Below are 17,839 nucleotides of genomic sequence, written 5' to 3' on the forward strand. Positions count from 1 at the left end.
TGTGTGAGGGAAACCGAAGCCGGGGATCATCGGGGCACCGCGGGAAGCGCCGCCATGCGCTGGGCGACGTCGAGCATGCGGTTGGCGAAGCCCCACTCGTTGTCGAACCAGCACAGCAGCTTGATCAGGCGCTTGCCTGCCACCCGGGTCTGAGTGGCGTCAACGATACCCGAGCGGGGGTCGTGGTTGAAGTCGACCGAGGCCATGGGTTCTTCGGTGTAGCCGAGCAGCCCGGCCAGGCGGCCGGCGCTGGCGTCGCGCAGCAGGGCGTTGACCTCGGTGGCCGTAGTGTCGCGGCGCACGCAGATCGACAGGTCCATGGCCGAGACATTGATCGTCGGTACGCGCATGTGCAGGCATTCGAAGCGCCCGGCCAGGTGGGGCATCAGGCGGTTGATACCACGTGCCAGGCTGGTGTCGACGGGCACGATGGAGTGCATCGCCGAACGCGTCAGGCGCAGGTCGGTCTGGTGGTAGGCGTCGATCACTGGTTGGTCGTTCATCGCCGAATGCACCGTGGTGGTCACGCCGTGCTCGATGCCGAGCGCCTCGTCGAGCACGGTGAGTACCGGTACCAGGCAGTTGGTGGTGCACGACGCCGCCGAGACGATGCGATGCCCGGCGGAAAGCTCGCCGTCGTTGATGCCGCAGACAATGGTGGCGTCGACGTCGCTTTCGGCGGGCTGGGAGAACAGCAGGCGGCCGGCGCCGGCTTCGAGATGACGCTCGGCGGTGGCACGATCCTTGAAACTGCCCGAGCACTCCAGCACCAGGTCGATGCCGAGTTCGCCCCAAGGCAGTTGCTTGGGCTCCGGCTCGGTCAGGATCGCGATGGGCGTGCCGTCGACGATCATCCGGCCCTCGGCCGTCTCCACCTGCCCCGGAAAACGGCCATGGGTGGTGTCGTAGCGGGTCAGGTAGGCGATGGTGGCCAGGTCGGAGAGCTCATTGATCGCCACCACCTCGAGCGTCGGCTCGCCGGGTCGGTTCGACTGGCGCTCCAGCAGCGCGCGCAGCACGCACTGGCCGATACGACCGTAACCGTTGATGGCGATGCGCTGGGCCATGAAGCGGGCTCTCTTACCGGCGGAAAGCGGCGATTCTAGCGCATTTTCGCTGCAGTTGCCCACGTGAGCCTGAGGGCGAGCTTGTGTCGGGCAGAGTGCAAAAGCCTACTCCCAGCGAGTCTTGAAAAAAATCGCGGCGACCCTATAAGAAGCAATACGGCACCGGTGTGTCTCTGTTCCTTCGGTGCCGGGGTTCGGGTTGACCCGCAATATCCAAAAGCCTGAATAACGTAGGAGGTGTTCGATATGTTCGGAGATCTCAGGCGTTTCGATACCGGCGTTACACCGGGGGCGGACTGGTTTCGCCAGTGGCTCGACGAGGTCTTTTCCGAGGAGGGTGCGGCGGACATCCGCTCGGTACCGCGCGGCAGCTTCCCGATGATCAACGTCGGGCGCACCGATGACGCCGTCCGTGTCTACGTCCTCGCAGCCGGCCTTTCCCACGAGGACCTGGACATCAGCGTGCAGGACAACGTGTTGACCCTGCGGGGGCGGCGTGACGCCCTGCCACGCGACGACGACAGCGAGCGACCCAGCTTCCGTCGCGAGCGCTTCGATGGCGAGTTCGTGCGCTCCATCGGTCTGCCGGAGGGCATCGACGTCGAGCGTGCCGAGGCACGTTGCCACGACGGCGTGTTCGAGATCCACCTGCCCAAGCGTGAAGAACTCAAGCCGCGTCGCATCGAGGTGCAGACGGGCTGAGTCGAATGGTGGGAAACAGGAGAGCCAATCAGCACGTCAGGAGGTGATGGAGATGAACGAAGTTGCACGTCATGAACCGCAGGCCGGCACACCCGCACGTGAAAGGCTCAGCTCGGCGATGCGGCCTCCTGTGGACATCTACGAGGAGGACAATGCCCTGGTCGTGGTCGCCGACATGCCCGGCGTCGCGCGGGATGGCTTGAGCGTCGAAGTCGATGGCAACCTGCTGAGCATCGAGGGTGAGATTCGTATCGACATGCCCGAGGGCATCACTGCGACCTATGCGGAAGCCCAGGCTCAGCGATACGCACGGCGCTTTACGCTCAGCCACGAGATCGATACCGCCGCCATCGAGGCGCGACTGGAGAAGGGAGTTCTTCGGCTGCGGCTGCCCAAGAAGGAGCGGCATAGGAGCCGGCGGATCGAAATCCAGGCCGCTTAACACGATGCCGATTCGTGGAGAGTATTCTCCTTGAAGCGCCCTTTCCCTGTGAAGGGCGCTTCCATTTGCATGCAGGGCAAACGCTCGGTACGGTTTTCACTACGCTGGGAATAGCGATTCACGACACCATGGAGAGGAAGACATGACCGACATACCCCAACTACTGGGTGACGATGCCGAGTATCTGCTCGATCACCGTTGCCGTGGCTTTCCCCGCGAACAGTTGCATTTGCCGGGGCCGGACTTCGTCAGCCGGGTGGTGGCCGACAGCGACCGCAGCCCGGCGGTGATGCGCAGCCTGCAGGCGATGTTCAACCACGGTCGCCTGGCCGGTACCGGCTACCTGAGCCTGCTACCGGTGGACCAGGGCATCGAGCACTCCGCCGGCGCCTCCTTTGCACCCAACCCGCGCTATTTCGACCCGGCCAACATCGTCGAGCTGGCCCTCGAGGGCGGCTGCAACGGCGTGGCCTCCACCCTGGGCGTGCTGGCGTCGGTGGCGCGGCGCTATGCCCACCGCATTCCGATGATGCTCAAGCTCAATCACAACGAGACGCTGAGCTACCCGGCGATGTACGACCAGACCCTGTTCGCCGAAGTGGAGCAGGCCCACGATATGGGCTGCGTGGCGGTCGGCGCGACCATCTACTTCGGTTCCCCCGAGAGCCGCCGCCAGATCATGGAGATCAGCGAGGCCTTCGAGCGCGCCCACCAGCTCGGCATGGCCACGGTGCTGTGGGCCTACCTGCGCAACCCCGCCTTCAAGCACGAGGGCAAGGACTACCACGTGGCGGCCGACCTCACCGGCCAGGCCAACCACCTGGCTTCGACGCTCAAGGCCGACATCGTCAAGCAGAAGCTGCCCGAGACCAACGGTGGCTATCAGGACATCGGCTTCGGCCACACCCATGCCAAGGTCTACAGCGAGCTGACCTCCGATCACCCCATTGACCTGGCCCGCTACCAGGTGGCCTGCTGTTACATGGGCCGTGCCGGACTGATCAATTCCGGCGGCGGCTCCAAGGGCCACTCGGACATGGGCGAGGCGGTGCGTACCGCGGTGATCAACAAGCGCGCCGGCGGCATGGGCCTGATCTCAGGACGCAAGGCGTTCCAGAAGCCCATGAGCGAAGGTGTCGAGCTGCTTCACGCCATCCAGGACGTGTATCTGGACAAGAGCGTGACGGTGGCCTGATACCGCCTCGGCGGCGTAGAAAGCAGAAGGGCACGACCGCAAGGTCGTGCCCTTTCATGTTGCGGCAAACCGCACCCGACTATCAGCCGAGCAGCTCCTGGGCCTGGGCGACCACGTTCTCGACGGTGAAGCCGAAGTGCTTGAACAGATCGCCCGCCGGCGCGGACTCACCGAAGGTGGTCATGCCGATTACGCGGCCGTCGAGGCCGACGTACTTGTACCAGTAGTCGGCGTGGCCGGCCTCGACGGCGAGGCGCTTGGTCACCGCTCTTGGCAGCACGCTCTCGCGGTACTCGGCGTCCTGGCCGTCGAAGCGGTAGGCCGAAGGCATCGAGACCACGCGTACCGCGCGGCCCTGGCCCTCCAGCTCGGCGGCGGCGTCCATCGCCAGCGCGACTTCGGAGCCGGTGGCGATCAGGATCAGCTCGGGCGTGCCTTCGCACTCCTTGAGTACGTAAGCGCCACGCTGGATTTCGGCCAGCTGCTGCTTGTTGCGCTCCTGATGCGGCAGATTCTGGCGCGACAGCACCAGCGCCGTGGGGCCGGAGTTGCGCTTGATCGCGGCGTCCCAGGCAGCGGCGGTCTCGACCGCGTCGCAGGGGCGCCAGGTGCACAGGTTGGGCGTGCTGCGCAGGTTGGTCAGCTGTTCGATCGGCTGGTGGGTGGGGCCGTCCTCGCCCAGGCCGATGGAGTCGTGGGTGAAAACGTAGATGGCGCGCTTGCCCATCAGCGCCGCCATGCGCACCGAGTTGCGCATGTACTCCATGAAGATCAGGAAGGTGGCACCATAGGGAATGAAGCCCCCATGCAGCACGATGCCGTTCATGATCGCGCCCATGCCGAACTCGCGCACGCCGTAGTGCAGGTAGTTGCCGCCCGGGTTCTCCCGCGAGATCGGCTTGGCGCCGCTCCAGAATGTCAGGTTGGAGGGGGCCAGGTCGGCGCTGCCGCCGAGCAGCTCGGGCAACTGCGGGCCGAGCTCGTTGAGACACTGCAGCGACGCCTTGCGCGTGGCGATGGTCTCGCCCTTCTGCTGGCTCTTCTCGATGAAGGCCTCGCTGGTGATCTCCGCCGGCAGTTGGCACTGCACCCGGCGGTTGAACTCGCGGGCGAGTTCCGGATGCTCGTCACGGTAGCGGGCGAAGCGCGTCTGCCAGTCATCCTGTTGCGACTTGCCGCGCTGGCGTGCATCCCAGCCCTGATAGACAGGCTCGGGCACGTGGAAAGGCGCGTGCGGCCAGTCGAGCTGCTTGCGCGCGGCGGCCACCTCTTCCTCGCCCAGCGGGGCGCCGTGGCACTCCTCTTTGCCCTGCTTGTTGGGGGCGCCGAAGCCGATCACGGTCTTGCAGATGATCAGGCTCGGCTTCTCCTCGTGACTGCGTGCCAGTTCGATGGCAGCCTTGATCTGCTCGGGGTCGTGGCCGTCGACGTTGGGCACCACATGCCAGCCGTAGGCCTCGAAGCGCTTGGCGGTGTCGTCGGTGAACCAGCCCTCGACCTCGCCGTCGATGGAGATGCCGTTGTCGTCGTAGAACACCGTGAGCTTGCCGAGCCCCAGGGTGCCGGCCAGCGAAGACACTTCGTGTGAGATACCCTCCATCATGCAGCCGTCACCGACGAAGCAGTAGGTGTGGTGGTCGACGATGGTGTGGCCGGGGCGGTTGAACTGCGCCGCCAGGGTCTTCTCGGCGATGGCCATGCCCACGGCGTTGGCCAGGCCCTGGCCCAGCGGGCCGGTGGTGGTTTCCACGCCCGGGGCGTAGCCGAACTCGGGATGACCGGCGGTCTTGGAGTGCAGCTGTCGGAAGTTGCGCAGCTGCTCGAGTTCGAGTTCGTAGCCGGTCAGGTGCAGCAGGGAGTAGAGCAGCATCGAGCCGTGGCCGTTGGACAGCACGAAGCGGTCGCGGTCGGGCCATTTCGGGTCGTTGGGGTTGTGCTTGAGGTAGTCGTTCCACAGCACTTCGGCGATGTCGGCCATGCCCATCGGAGCGCCGGGGTGGCCGGACTTGGCCTTCTGTACGGCATCCATGGACAGGGCGCGAATGGCATTGGCCAGTTCGAAACGGGACGGCATTTGGGTAAGCTCCTCGCCTGCGGCAGAATGGGGCAAGTCAACGGCGGCCTGCCGGGCCTGCCGGTAGCGTTCTGGCTGGGCGCCGCAGGAAGGTACGGCGCGGTCGAATTCGGCCGCCTATTGTCGCCGACTTGCCGCCGGGCATCAAATGACGGGTGTCACCATGAGTGGCACCATGTAAACTTGGGCTCCATGCTGCTGCGTGCCCGTCGGGCAGGAAGCTGGGCGCCACGCAGGCTCGAGAGCCGTCATTCCGATTCGACGGTGCCGCTGCGCTTTGCCGATACACAGAAGGGTCGACCGCATGAGCGAATACTCCCTGTTCACCTCCGAATCCGTGTCCGAGGGGCATCCGGACAAGATTGCCGACCAGATCTCCGACGCGGTGCTGGACGCCATCATCGCCCGTGACAAGCACGCCCGGGTGGCCTGCGAGACGCTGGTCAAGACCGGCGTGGCCATCGTCGCCGGCGAGATCACCACCTCTGCCTGGGTCGACCTGGAGGAGCTGGTGCGCCAGGTGATCATCGACATCGGCTACACCTCCTCCGAGGTGGGGTTCGACGGCGAAACCTGCGGCGTGCTCAACCTGATCGGCAAGCAGAGCGTGGACATCGCCCAGGGCGTCGACCGCAGCAAGCCGGAAGATCAGGGCGCGGGCGACCAGGGCCTGATGTTTGGTTATGCCACGAACGAGACGGAGTCGTTCATGCCGGCGCCGATCCACTATGCCCACCGCCTGGTCGAGCGCCAGGCCGAGCTGCGCAAGCATGGCCTGCTGCCGTGGCTGCGCCCGGATGCCAAGAGCCAGATTACCTTCCGCTACGATGCGGCGGGCATGCCCTGCGGCGTCGAGGCGGTGGTGCTGTCGACCCAGCACGCCCCGGAGATCGACCAGGAAGAGCTGAGGCGCATGGTCAGGCGCGAGATCATCGAGGAGGTGATTCCCGCCGAGTGGCTCTCGGAGTCGACCAAGTTTCACATCAACCCCACCGGAAAATTCGTCATCGGCGGACCAGTGGGCGACTGCGGCCTCACCGGGCGCAAGATCATCGTCGACACCTACGGCGGCATGGCGCGCCACGGCGGCGGCGCTTTCTCCGGCAAGGATCCCTCCAAGGTCGACCGCAGCGCCGCCTACGCCGGGCGCTATGTGGCCAAGAACGTGGTTGCCGCGGGGCTCGCCGACAAGTGCGAGATCCAGGTGTCGTATGCCATCGGCGTGGCCGAGCCCACCTCGGTGGCGATCAATACCTTCGGTACCGGCAAGGTGGACGAGTCGCGCATCATCGAACTGGTGCGCGAACACTTCGACCTGCGGCCTTTCGCCATTACCCGCATGCTCGACCTGCTCCATCCGATGTATCGGCTCACCGCGGCTTACGGCCACTTCGGCCGTGATCCCTTCGAGGCCAGCTACCGCTGGACCGATACCAGCGGCCAGGAGCATACCGAGACCTTCACCGCCTTCCCCTGGGAGCGCACTGACCGCGCCGCGGCGCTGCGCCAGGGCGCCGGCCTGTAAGCCACGCCCCACGCTCCCACATGGCGCCGTCTCGTCACCGCATTGGCGAGTCGGTGCAGTGAGATCGATAGAGACTATTGTTGCGTCAGTCACAATCCAGCTACTCTGGAAAGGCACAGTGGCTGCCAATCGCACGAAACAGGAGAAAACAGCATGGAACAGCGAAAGATTGCCTTGATCGCTTCACTCATCCTTTCTGGCGCTCTGCTGGCTGGCTGTGGAGATGATGACGAGCCCGCCGATGTGGGCACGACCAACGAGCCGGTCACCGAACAGGAAGCCTCGGGCGAGGTGAGCGAAGAACTCGATGAGGCCGGAGACGACCTGGAGCAGGCCGGCGATGCTGCATCCGCCGAAGCCGAACAGGCCGGCGACGAAGTTGTCCAGGAGACCGAAGAAGCCAGGGCAGAGCTCGAGGAGGCCGGGGACGCCATGGCCGATGAAGCCGAGGAAGCCGGGGACGCGACCGCCGAGGAGGTCGAGGAAGCGACCGACGAACTCGAGGAGGCCGGCGACGAGATGGCCGACGAGAACCGTGATTCATAATCTCTAGTGTTTTCGAGCAGTGCGGGGAGACGGCCAAGGCCGCCTCCCCTTTTTGTTGGCACTCACATGCTTCCGATCCACCAGGCGATTGAAAAAACGCGCCTGCTGTAGTGAACTCTCAGTGGTCGACTCCGAGCGAGTCGCTTCCTGTTGCTGCTGTCCGAGGGGCGCTGCAGTGCAAGAGTCCATGACTCGTTGCGCGAGGCTCGGACAGGGACATCGCAGATGCAACGGCGCCCATTCCCCGGAATGGAGTATGACGATGACAGCCATGGCAAGTGCCAATGCCGCCACACAGGACTACAAGGTCGCCGATATATCCCTGGCCGACTGGGGACGGCGCGAGATCCGCATCGCCGAGACCGAAATGCCGGCGCTGATGAAAATTCGCGCCAAGTACCGCGACGAACAGCCCCTCGCGGGCGCGCGCATCGCCGGCTGCATTCACATGACCATCCAGACGGCGGTGCTGATCGAGACCCTGATCGATCTTGGCGCCTCGGTGCGCTGGTCGTCGTGCAACATTTTCTCGACCCAGGATCACGCCGCCGCTGCCATCGCCGCCGCCGGTATACCCGTTTTCGCCTGGAAGGGCGAGACGGAAGAAGAGTTCTGGTGGTGCATCGAGCAGACCGTTGAGGGCCCCGACGGCTGGACGCCCAACATGGTACTCGACGACGGCGGTGACCTCACCGCACTGCTCCACGACAAGCGCCCGGAGCTGCTCGACGCCGTCCATGGCATCTCCGAGGAGACCACCACCGGCGTGCATCGCCTGCAGGAGATGCTGCGCGACAGGACGCTCAAGGTGCCGGCGATCAACGTCAACGACGCCGTGACCAAGTCGAAGAACGACAACAAGTACGGCTGTCGCCACTCGCTCAACGACGCCATCAAGCGCGGCCTCGACCACTTGCTGGCAGGCAAGCAGGCGCTGGTGGTGGGCTACGGCGACGTGGGCAAGGGGTCGGCGGCTTCGCTGCGCCAGGAGGGCATGATCGTCAAGGTCGCCGAGATCGACCCGATCTGCGCCATGCAGGCCTGCATGGACGGCTACGAGGTAGTATCGCCCTACCTCGATGGCCTCAACCGCGGCAAGGAAAGCGTCGACCGGGCGCTGCTCGCGCGCATCGACCTGGTGGTGACCTGTACCGGCAACATCGAGGCCTGCGATGCCGCCATGCTCGAGGCGCTCAAGCCCGGCTCGGTGGTGTGCAATATCGGTCACTTCGACAACGAGATCGACACCGCCTACATGCGCCGCCACTGGCACTGGGAGGAGGTCAAGCCACAGGTGCACAAGGTCTATCGCGACAGCACACCGGGCAACTTCGATCCTGCCAGCAGCGACTACCTGCTGCTGCTTTCCGAGGGTCGCCTGGTCAACCTGGGCAATGCCACCGGCCACCCGTCGCGGGTCATGGACGGCTCCTTCGCCAACCAGGTGCTGGCGCAGATTCACCTCTATCAGCAGCGCTTCGCCGACCTGCCGCCGGCCGAGAGGCAGGGTGGCCTGGCGGTCACGGTCTTGCCGCGGCACCTCGACGAGGAGGTGGCCCGCTACATGGTCGAAGGCTTCGGTGGTGTGCTCACGCGCATGACCGAGCAACAGGCGAAGTACACCGGCGTGCCCGTCGAGGGGCCCTACAAGCCGGATGCCTACCGTTACTGAGCGAGGGCCAGCGCCGCGGCGCTGCGTCAGGCCGCCGGTTTGTAAGCACTCGCCAGGCACGCAATGACAGGCCCCGCCGGCATCGCCGTGCGGGGCCTGTTGCTATGGTGGGGAACACAAGGGCCGAGGGCACAAGGGGCACGCAAGCTGCCTGTGCGGGAATGCGCACGACGCATGGGGGCGCGTGCTACCGCTGCCGGTCCCTTCCGCGAGGTTAATTCGTAGACAAGGCAGTCGCTTCCGTTGCTGTGCGGAAATTCGTACGCCGAATTCGCCGATTGTGCACACTTCCAGTCAAATCCGGGCTGCTGTCGCTGCGACCAAAGTCGTATGTCGATTTGCTAAGCGCTTGAAAGCCATTTCATTCATTCATTTAGGCGCATTGGTTGCTGAACGCTGACTGCGCCCCATAAGACGCGTGGCTCCTAGAATGACAATGGTCACAGCATGACGAGCCGAGTGTGGCGTAGAGGAAATTGTGGTGTGGCCAGCGGAACCGGCCTGGCAACAGTTCGGGAAGGCGATCGGCAACGCGGTCATCGACACCTCTATCGCCGCGATGAGTGAAAGCGAGAAGAGGCGAAGCACATGGCAGACGATTTGCGCGACAGCGCCTTGCAGTATCACCGATTTCCCCGCCCCGGCAAGCTGGCGATCCAGGCGACCAAGCCCATGGCCAGCCAGCGGGACCTGTCGCTGGCCTATTCGCCCGGCGTGGCTGCGGCCTGCGAGGAGATCGAACGTGACCCCCTGATGGCGGCCGAGTACACCGCCCGCGGCAATCTGGTTGCGGTGGTCAGCAACGGCACGGCGGTGCTGGGGCTGGGTGCCATCGGTGCCCTGGCCTCCAAGCCGGTGATGGAAGGCAAGGCCGTGCTGTTCAAGAAGTTCGCCGACGTGGATGTGTTCGACATCGAGATCGAGGAGCGCGACCCGGACAAGCTGATCGAGATCATCGCCGGCCTGGAGGCCACCTTCGGCGGCATCAACCTGGAAGACATCAAGGCACCGGAGTGCTTCGAGATCGAGCGGCGCCTGCGCGAGCGGATGAAGATCCCGGTCTTCCACGATGACCAGCATGGTACCGCCATCGTCTCGGGGGCAGCCCTGCTCAACGGTCTGCGGGTGGTGGGCAAGGAGCTCGGCGACATCCGCCTGGTCTGCAACGGCGCGGGCGCGGCGGCCCTGGCCTGCCTGGACCTGGCGGTCTCCCTGGGGGTGCGTAAGGAGAACATCCTGGTCTGCGACCGCACAGGCGTAGTCCACACCGAACGCACCGAGGACATGGATCCCTACAAGGCGCGCTACGCGGCCTGGACCGAGGCCCGCACCCTGGCCGATGCCGTCAACGGAGCCGATGTCTTCTTGGGTCTCTCGGCTGGGGGCGCTCTCAAGCCGGAAATGGTGGCGACCATGGCCGATCGCCCGTTGATCCTGGCCATGGCCAACCCCACGCCGGAAATCATGCCGGAGGAGGCCAAGGCGGTACGCCCGGATGCGGTGATCGCCACCGGACGCTCGGACTACCCCAACCAGGTCAACAACGTCCTGTGCTTTCCGTTCATCTTCCGGGGCGCCCTGGATTGCGGCGCCACCACCATCAATGAGGAGATGAAACTGGCCACCGTCAAGGCCATCGCCGACATGGCGACCACCACGGTGCCGGAGACGGTGGCGGTGGCCTATGGCGGGCAGGCGCTGACCTTCGGCCCGGAATACATCCTGCCCAAACCCTTCGACCCGCGCCTGATCGATACCATCCCGCCGGCGGTGGCCAAGGCCGCCATGGAGAGTGGCGTGGCCACTCGGCCCATCGCGGACCTGGAGGCCTATGCCCGCTCGTTGTCACGCCTGGTCTACCGCTCGGGCAACGTGATGGAGCCGGTGTTCGAGCGGGCTCGACAGAACCCGCTGCGCCTGCTGTATGCCGAAGGTGAAGACGAGCGCGTCCTGCGTGCCATGGAGGTCTGTGTCAGTCAGCGCTATGCCAAGCCCGTACTCATCGGTCGCCGTGCGGTCATCGAGGCCCGCATTGAGGAATTGGGCCTGCCGGTGAAGCCCGACGTCGATTTTGAGCTGATCGACGCGCAGGACTATCCCGACTGCACTGAGCTGGCCAGCGAGTACCACCAGCTGATGGGGCGGCGTGGCGTCCATCCCGAAGCCGCCGAGAAACGCGTCCGCAGCCGGTCTACCATCCTGGCCTCGCTGCTGCTGCGCCGGGGCGAAGTGGATGCCATGATCGCCGGTCCGGTAGGCACCTACCATGAGCACCTGGACCTGGTGCTGGACGTCATCGGCCTGCGCGAAGGCGTCAGTACGCCTGCCGCCCTGCAGCTGCTGATCCTCGAGCGGACCACGCTGTTCATTGCCGACCCCTTTGTCAACTACGACCCCGATGCCAGCCAGATCGCCGAGATCACACTGCTGGCCGCGGAGCAGGTCCGCCGTTTCGGCATCACCCCCCGGGCCGCCCTGGTCTCCCATTCCAACTTCGGCAGCTCCGACTTCGCCAGCGCCGTGAAGATGCGAGAGGCGCTTGCGCTGATCCGGGAGCGCGCCCCGGATCTGGTGGTGGATGGCGAGATGCAGGCCGACTCGGCGCTCTCCATGGGCGTACGCGGTCGCATCCTGCCCGGCTCGCTGCTCGAAGGCGAGGCCAACCTGTTGATCATGCCCAACCTGGACTCGGCGAACATCGCCTTTACCGCCCTGAAGGTGCTGGGCAACGGCGTGTCCGTGGGGCCCATCCTGCTGGGGGCCGCCAAGCCGGTGCATGTGCTCAACCGCACGGTCACCGCGCGGGGTATCGCCAACATGAGCGCCTTCGCCGTGGTCGAGGCACAGACCTATCGCTGACAGCGATTGTAAACAACAAGTCCGAGCCCATGATCAAGGGAGACGCAGCAGACGCCGTCTACAGGCGGCGTCTTGCGTATGCCCGACGGGGCCCTTCATCGGTTCGCTTGTGGGCCAATCTGACGTCGACTAGCCTTCATCTACTCGAAGGAATTGCAAGCGATTCCCTCGAGTTCCAACCGACCGACAAAAGGAGTGAGCGAGATGGATTTTGGTCACTACAAGTCGTGTATCGAAGCCTGCCATGTCTGTGCTGCCTACTGCGACCGCTGCGCCACTTCCTGCCTGCAGGAAGCCGACGTCAAGATGATGGCAGAATGCATCCGCCTGGATATGCAGTGCGCGCAGATCTGCCGTTTGGCGGCCTCGTTCATGGCCCAGGACAGTGAGTACGCCAACCAGCTCTGCCGCCTGTGTGCCGATGTCTGCAAGGCGTGTGGCGACGAGTGCGCCAAGCACGATGCCGACCACTGCCAGCAGTGCGCCGAGGCGTGCCACCGCTGCGCCGAGGCATGTATCGCCATGGCGTCGCACTGAGCAGGGTGAGAAACCGTCAGGCGTCGACGAAGGCGAGAAAGCGCCCGGCCAACAGCACCGCCGGCCATAGCAGCAGCGACACAATGCCGGCCACGAGCAACCGCCGGGGCGTGGCGCTTGCCAGCCCCGGCCCCAGGTTGAGCAGCAGGGCGTTGGCGATAGCCAGTGCGATCAGCGCCAGCTTGAGGCGAAACAGCGACATGTCGGCATAGCCGCCCGGATCGGCGAGAAATAGCAGCGCCCCCGCCATGATGGCCAGCCCCAGCCCCACGGCCGCCACCGGCTGCAGCAGTCGTCCCAGTTCCTGTAGTGGCACCTGCCGCCGCCAGCCCAGCAAGCGCAGGTCGAGCGCCACGCTGGCGCCGATCAGCAGGGCGATACCCAGCACGTGCAGGGCATTGACCGAGGCGTAACCCCAGCGCGACAGGCGCATCCATTCCGCCAGGGCGGTCTCGCCGAGCCAGGCCAGCAGAGCGTCCACGATGCTTGGTCAGATCCTTCCGGGATAGAGCACGAAGTGCTCGTCATCGATCCACAGTTGCTCGGCCTTCAGCAATCGCTCGCCGGCATGTTCGCCGGAGACGCGCAACTCGACGCCTTCGGCGAGGTCACCCTCGGCCAGCCCGGCGCGTTCGTTGCGCCAGGGTTGGCCGACCTCCACCGTCCAGGTCTCGCCTTCCACGTCCAGCTGAACTTCGCCATGGGGGTTGCCCAGGCGGACTTGGGTGATGGTGCCCTCGATCTCGATGGTCTCGCCGCCGGTCCAGCCATGGTGGGCCTGGGCGGGGGTGAGGAACAGCAGTATGACGATGGCCAGCAGCCATTTTGCCTGACGAAGCATGATAGCCTCCTTCAGAGTTGCCTCACTTCAGGCTAGCCCCGCCGGTATCGGCTGCAAGGATAATTGTCCGAGTCAGGTTTCAGGAGCGGCGGGCTGCGATTCTTGGTCGGCCATCAGCGAGGTAGCCAGCTCCCGGGATGCCTCTAGCAGTTCGTTGGCAAGGGCCGGGTCGGTGAGGGTGCGGGCGATGGCCATGCCACCGATCATCGTCACCGCTTGCTGCAGCGCCTGGCGCCGTGCCGGGCTGTCCGGCTCCGACTGACCCGCATAGAAAGCAATGAAACCTTCCAGCAAGCGAGTGTAAGTTTCACGCACCTGCTCTTCCTGCTGCGCAACGTCGCTGACCAGGCAGGCTAGGGGACAAAGCAGGTCCTCGCTGTGGAGGTGGGTTTCGCTGAGGTACAGCGCCATGCGGGCACACGGGTCGGACTTCAGCTCGATCCTGGCGACCCCTTCCCGGGCGGCGTAGCGTAGCGCCATGGCATAGAGTTCGCTCTTCGAGTCGAAATGCGCATAGAAGGCGCCGCGGGTCAGCCCCGCCTGCTGCATGATGGTGTCGATGCTGGTGCCGTCGAAGCCGTGCCGGGTAAAGAGTCGCGCGGCGGCTTGCAGGATGCGCTCTCGAGTCTGTGGCTTGCGATCCTCGCTCCAGGGCATGGGGTCTCCTAGTTTCTGCGCGGGTCGGTCGATGAAACTATATGTTCTTGAACATATGGTGGCGAGCGCTAGGGTACGGTGAGCGTAACGTTTACCCATCCGAGCGGAGAGCGACATGAGCGCAAGCGTGCATATCCTGGGGCCCCAATTCAGTAACTTCGTGCGCAGCGTACAGCTGTGCTGCGAGGAGAAGGGCATCCCCTACACCCTGGGCTTCGAACTCGAGGGCGAGCCGATTGACTTTGGCGGCGAGAAGCATCTCGCCCTGCATCCTTTCGCCAAGGTGCCGGTACTGTTGCACGGCGAGCGCCGCCTGTTCGAGACGGCACCCATCTGTCGCTATCTCGATGCGAACTTCGACGGGCGTGACCTGCAGCCGCACGACCCCTGGCAGCGGGCCGAGGTCGACCAGTGGTGCCAGGTGCTGTCGACCTATGTCGACCAGGCCGTGGTGCGCCGCTTCCTGCTGGAGTTTGTGTTTCCCAAGGGAGACGGAGGCAGCATACGCAAGGAGCGGGTCGAGCAGGCCAAACCCGAGGTGGTACGCATGCTGCGCCTGCTCGAACACCAGCTGGCGGGGCATGAGTATCTGGTTGGCGAGTCATTCAGCATGGCCGATGCGATCCTGGCTCCCATGCTCGATTACCTCGAGGGAACGCCGGCGGGCAAGCCGCTGCTGGCCGAATTTCCGGCACTGACTCGCTACCTGCAGCGGCTGCGTCAGCGCGAGTCGAGCCGGCGGGTGCTGGTTGCGCCCAGGATCGGCTGACGCGATGAGCGGTTACAGCCCGGCCAGCGGCATGAGCAACTGCAGGTAGAGCGGAATCAGCAGCGGGGCGGCCAAGGTGGTGACCAGCACTGCCAGGGCGCCCTTTTCCGGCTTGATGCCGAGCTCCATGGCAACCACAACCACGTTGGCTGCCATCGGCACCACGCCGAGCAGCAGCAGCGCCAGGGCCAGTTCGTCGGGAAGGGGCAGCAGCACCCGAAGCATCAGCACGACGCCAAGCATCAGCCAGGGCCACAGCAGGTAGCGTATTGCCACGCAGCCGGCCATGAAGCGCAGGTCGATCTCGCGAATCGCGACGCGGCCCAGGGTCATGCCGATGATCATCATGCCGAGCAGCGTGTAGGTGGCCGGGAATACCGCCAGGCTCTCCATCAGCGTGGCAGGCAGCGTGATGCCGATTCTGCTCACTAGCAGCGCCGCGAGAAAGGCATAGATCAACGGCAGCCTGGCGATCTTGGCCAGGCTCTCTCGCACCGAGAAGCGGCCGCGTGCGCTGAGATAGAAGCCCACCGTGAACTCGTAAAGCGTCACGCCGAGTATGCAGAAGAGGTACAGTGTCACCCCTTCGGGTGGTAGCAGGATCATGGCGATCGGCAGGCCGAAGTAGCCTGTGTTGCCGGTGCCGGATGAGAACGCCAGTACAGCGCTCTCCTGGGGCGAAAGGAAGCGCTGCGCCAAGGGATTGATGATGGCAGCCACCAGACTGGCCAGCAGGAAGAGGGCCAGGGTCAGCAGCAGGTAATGGGGTGTGGGTCCGCCCAACAGTAGGCCGCGGAAGAAGGTCAGAGGCGCAATGAGGTAGATCAGCAGCGTTGCAATAGGGCGCGGATCGATCGCCAGCCGCCGCGCGGCGAGCCAGCCCAGGCCGACGAAGGCCAGCAGTGTCCAGAGAGGGCCCAACAGTGCGCCTGGGTCGATCATCACTCGCCATTCCATTGCCGAAAGCCGATATGATGCCTGTCGGCAGGGCGGCTGTCAGCCTTGCACGATCGACCTAGGCCTCGTGGAGATCAACCGTCACAGCGGCTCGACCTGGCCCGTTCGGCCTGGTCGTCGAAGTTCTTCTAGTGCGCGGCCTTGTCCCGGGCCACTTATACATCGCGTACCGGTGTCGTCTCTCGCCCGATGTGCTCCTCTCCGGGCCCGTCATGGTTCCATTTCAGCGTCGTCGCCACCCGAGTGCGGGCAATGGGACGGCTGCGAATTTTTGTTAACGAAGTTGGATGTCTTCCCGGACCCGGACCATCCGTGATGGCTCGTTTAGGCCTGTTAGTTCTAAGTGACAGGGAAGTATATGACCGAGACTCATGCAGTACTGTGAATCTTTTCATTGGTCAGAGGCCCAGACGAGCGGCAGAATGCACCTATTCATCATGTTCGGGCTTTTGACAGGCTGCCGCTGGTGGCAGCGCGATGTCGTTGGCGCTTTGCAACAGAGAGGTTCTCCATGAGCACGTCGTATCCGCTGGGCATCAGTTTCGAGTTCTTTCCTCCCAACACCGATGCGGGGCGCGAGAAACTCGTGGGGGTACGTGATGCCCTGGCGGAATACAAGCCGCGCTTCTTCTCGGTGACCTACGGTGCCGGTGGATCGACCCAGGGCCGGACGCTGAATACGGTGAGGACCATTCGTGAATCGGGCATCACTACGGCGCCGCACCTCTCCTGCATTGGCAGCGAGAAGGCGCAATTGCGCGACTTGCTGAACCAGTATCGCGAGGAGGGCATCGACAGTATCGTGGCCCTGCGTGGCGACCTGCCCTCCGGCATGGGCGGTATCGGCGAGCTGCGCTATGCCAACGAGCTGGTGGAATTCATCCGTGAGGAAACCGGCGACCATTTCGAGATCGCCGTGGCGGCCTATCCGGAATCCCACCCTCAGGCGCCGAACTTCGAGCGCGACCTGGAGAATTTCGCGCGCAAGGTAAAAGCGGGCGCCGACCTGGCCATCACACAATATTTCTTCAGCGCCGATGCCTACTTCCACTTCGTCGAGCGTGCCCGTGCCCTGGGCGTCGAGGCGCCCATCGTGCCCGGTATCATGCCGATCACCAACTACACCAAGCTGGCGCGTTTCTCCGACGCTTGCGGTGCCGAGATCCCGCGCTGGATACGCAAGCAGCTCGAGGCCTACGGCGACGACAGCGAGGCGATTGCCGACTTCGGTGCCGAGGTGGTGTCGCGCCTGTGCCAGCGGCTGCTCGAGGGGGGTGCCCCCGGCCTGCATTTCTATACCCTCAACCAGTCTGACCCCTGTCTGAGGATCCTCGACAATCTGGACGGCTCTCTGGCAGCACGCTGAATCTGGGTCTAGCCTGTTCCTGCATGTCCATGGATTCAGGAACAGGAGGACGCTAGATGCGCCATGCCAACCTTTCGGGAGTTGCTTTTGCCTCCCTGCTGCTAGCTGTCGGTGCCGCCCAGGCTCAGGAGAGTCAGGAAGTGGAGATGAATTTGGTGAGTACCGATGGCGTCGAGGACTCCATCGGTACCATCACTTTCGAAGATACCGACCACGGCTTGCTTCTCACCCCCAAGCTGAGCGAGATACCGCCCGGTGTCTACGGTTTCCATGTCCACGAGAACGCCAGCTGCGAGCCGGGCGAGGATGACTCGGGTGAAATGCAGGCCGCCGGTGAGGCAGGCGGTCATTACGACCCCGAAGACGCTGGTAGCCACGAAGGTCCCTACGGCGAAGGCCACCTCGGCGACCTGCCGGTGTTGATCGTCAATGAGGACGGGGAAGCGACCCTGTCGGTGCTTGCCCCGAGGCTCAGCGTCGAAGACCTGCAGGGCCGCAGCCTGATGATCCACGAAGGGGGCGATACTTACTCTGACGAGCCGGAACTCGGCGGCGGAGGCAGTCGCATGGCCTGCGGTGTGGTTGAGTCCTGATTCGTCGCGATTCGAGTACGCCATGACGAGAAGGGCC

Annotated in this window: 17 protein-coding genes and 1 riboswitch; of the genes, 11 read left to right on the forward strand and 6 right to left on the reverse strand. The window is 64.5% G+C overall.

Features of this window, described 5'->3' with window-relative positions:
• Positions 1-26 precede the first annotated feature (26 nt).
• Positions 27-1,067 carry a type I glyceraldehyde-3-phosphate dehydrogenase gene (locus ACRWQA_RS01985; RefSeq protein ID WP_263582250.1) on the reverse strand — a complete coding sequence of 347 codons (1,041 nt, stop codon included), beginning with the start codon at positions 1,065-1,067 and terminating at the stop codon, positions 27-29.
• Between the two features lie 246 nt (positions 1,068-1,313).
• On the opposite strand from ACRWQA_RS01985, the gene ACRWQA_RS01990 reads away from it, so the two are divergent.
• The 3 genes from ACRWQA_RS01990 (at position 1,314) to ACRWQA_RS02000 (ending at position 3,406) form a co-directional block, all read left to right on the forward strand.
• The gene (locus ACRWQA_RS01990; protein ID WP_263582251.1) at positions 1,314-1,769 is read left to right on the forward strand and encodes an Hsp20/alpha crystallin family protein; all 456 of its coding nucleotides are present in this window, start codon (positions 1,314-1,316) and stop codon (positions 1,767-1,769) included.
• A 52-nt stretch (positions 1,770-1,821) separates the two neighbouring features.
• Positions 1,822-2,211 (forward strand): Hsp20/alpha crystallin family protein, encoded by a 390-nt coding sequence (locus tag ACRWQA_RS01995; RefSeq protein WP_434231068.1) that lies wholly within the window; start codon positions 1,822-1,824, stop codon positions 2,209-2,211.
• A 142-nt stretch (positions 2,212-2,353) separates the two neighbouring features.
• A complete protein-coding gene (locus ACRWQA_RS02000) occupies positions 2,354-3,406 on the forward strand; it encodes a class I fructose-bisphosphate aldolase (protein WP_263582253.1) in 1,053 nt (350 codons plus the stop codon).
• 82 nt (positions 3,407-3,488) lie between these two features.
• Here the strand turns inward: ACRWQA_RS02000 and tkt are convergent, their stop codons facing one another.
• The gene (gene tkt, locus ACRWQA_RS02005) at positions 3,489-5,480 is read right to left on the reverse strand and encodes a transketolase (protein ID WP_434231065.1); all 1,992 of its coding nucleotides are present in this window, start codon (positions 5,478-5,480) and stop codon (positions 3,489-3,491) included.
• A 304-nt stretch (positions 5,481-5,784) separates the two neighbouring features.
• Here tkt and metK point away from each other — a divergent pair, with 304 nt between their 5' ends.
• The 5 genes from metK (at position 5,785) to ACRWQA_RS02030 (ending at position 12,619) form a co-directional block, all read left to right on the forward strand.
• A complete protein-coding gene (gene metK, locus ACRWQA_RS02010; protein ID WP_263582255.1) occupies positions 5,785-7,005 on the forward strand; it encodes a methionine adenosyltransferase in 1,221 nt (406 codons plus the stop codon).
• A 153-nt stretch (positions 7,006-7,158) separates the two neighbouring features.
• Entirely contained in the window at positions 7,159-7,551 is a 393-nt protein-coding gene (locus ACRWQA_RS02015) for a hypothetical protein (RefSeq protein ID WP_434231063.1), read from the forward strand.
• A gap of 156 nt (positions 7,552-7,707) precedes the next feature.
• A riboswitch (S-adenosyl-L-homocysteine riboswitch) is annotated at positions 7,708-7,797 on the forward strand.
• 16 nt (positions 7,798-7,813) lie between these two features.
• Entirely contained in the window at positions 7,814-9,223 is a 1,410-nt protein-coding gene (gene ahcY / locus ACRWQA_RS02020; protein ID WP_434231060.1) for an adenosylhomocysteinase, read from the forward strand.
• 588 nt (positions 9,224-9,811) lie between these two features.
• Positions 9,812-12,082, forward strand: coding sequence for an NADP-dependent malic enzyme (locus ACRWQA_RS02025; RefSeq protein WP_434231058.1), 2,271 nt, complete (start codon positions 9,812-9,814; stop codon positions 12,080-12,082).
• Between the two features lie 204 nt (positions 12,083-12,286).
• On the forward strand, positions 12,287-12,619 hold the full coding sequence (locus ACRWQA_RS02030; protein ID WP_263582259.1) for a four-helix bundle copper-binding protein: 333 nt from the start codon (positions 12,287-12,289) through the stop codon (positions 12,617-12,619).
• Positions 12,620-12,635: 16 nt separating this feature from the next.
• Here ACRWQA_RS02030 and ACRWQA_RS02035 read toward each other — a convergent pair whose 3' ends face one another.
• From ACRWQA_RS02035 to ACRWQA_RS02045, 3 genes are all read right to left on the reverse strand, one after another.
• Complete coding sequence (locus ACRWQA_RS02035) at positions 12,636-13,100, reverse strand: hypothetical protein (RefSeq protein WP_434231056.1); 465 nt, start codon at positions 13,098-13,100, stop codon at positions 12,636-12,638.
• A 9-nt stretch (positions 13,101-13,109) separates the two neighbouring features.
• Positions 13,110-13,460 (reverse strand): DUF6152 family protein, encoded by a 351-nt coding sequence (locus tag ACRWQA_RS02040; protein WP_263582261.1) that lies wholly within the window; start codon positions 13,458-13,460, stop codon positions 13,110-13,112.
• 72 nt (positions 13,461-13,532) lie between these two features.
• Positions 13,533-14,117, reverse strand: coding sequence for a TetR/AcrR family transcriptional regulator (locus ACRWQA_RS02045; RefSeq protein ID WP_434231053.1), 585 nt, complete (start codon positions 14,115-14,117; stop codon positions 13,533-13,535).
• A gap of 115 nt (positions 14,118-14,232) precedes the next feature.
• Between ACRWQA_RS02045 and ACRWQA_RS02050 the strand changes: the two genes are divergently transcribed.
• Positions 14,233-14,886, forward strand: a complete 654-nt coding sequence (locus ACRWQA_RS02050) for a glutathione S-transferase family protein (protein ID WP_263582263.1) — start codon at positions 14,233-14,235, stop codon at positions 14,884-14,886.
• A gap of 12 nt (positions 14,887-14,898) precedes the next feature.
• Here the strand turns inward: ACRWQA_RS02050 and ACRWQA_RS02055 are convergent, their stop codons facing one another.
• Positions 14,899-15,831, reverse strand: coding sequence for an AEC family transporter (locus ACRWQA_RS02055; protein WP_434231050.1), 933 nt, complete (start codon positions 15,829-15,831; stop codon positions 14,899-14,901).
• A 523-nt stretch (positions 15,832-16,354) separates the two neighbouring features.
• Here ACRWQA_RS02055 and metF point away from each other — a divergent pair.
• The gene (gene metF / locus ACRWQA_RS02060) at positions 16,355-17,209 is read left to right on the forward strand and encodes a methylenetetrahydrofolate reductase [NAD(P)H] (protein WP_263582265.1); all 855 of its coding nucleotides are present in this window, start codon (positions 16,355-16,357) and stop codon (positions 17,207-17,209) included.
• A gap of 56 nt (positions 17,210-17,265) precedes the next feature.
• Complete coding sequence (sodC, locus tag ACRWQA_RS02065; protein WP_263582266.1) at positions 17,266-17,802, forward strand: superoxide dismutase [Cu-Zn] SodC; 537 nt, start codon at positions 17,266-17,268, stop codon at positions 17,800-17,802.
• The last annotated feature ends 37 nt before the right edge of the window (positions 17,803-17,839 follow it).

It is taken from the genome of Billgrantia sp. C5P2 (assembly GCF_051062895.2).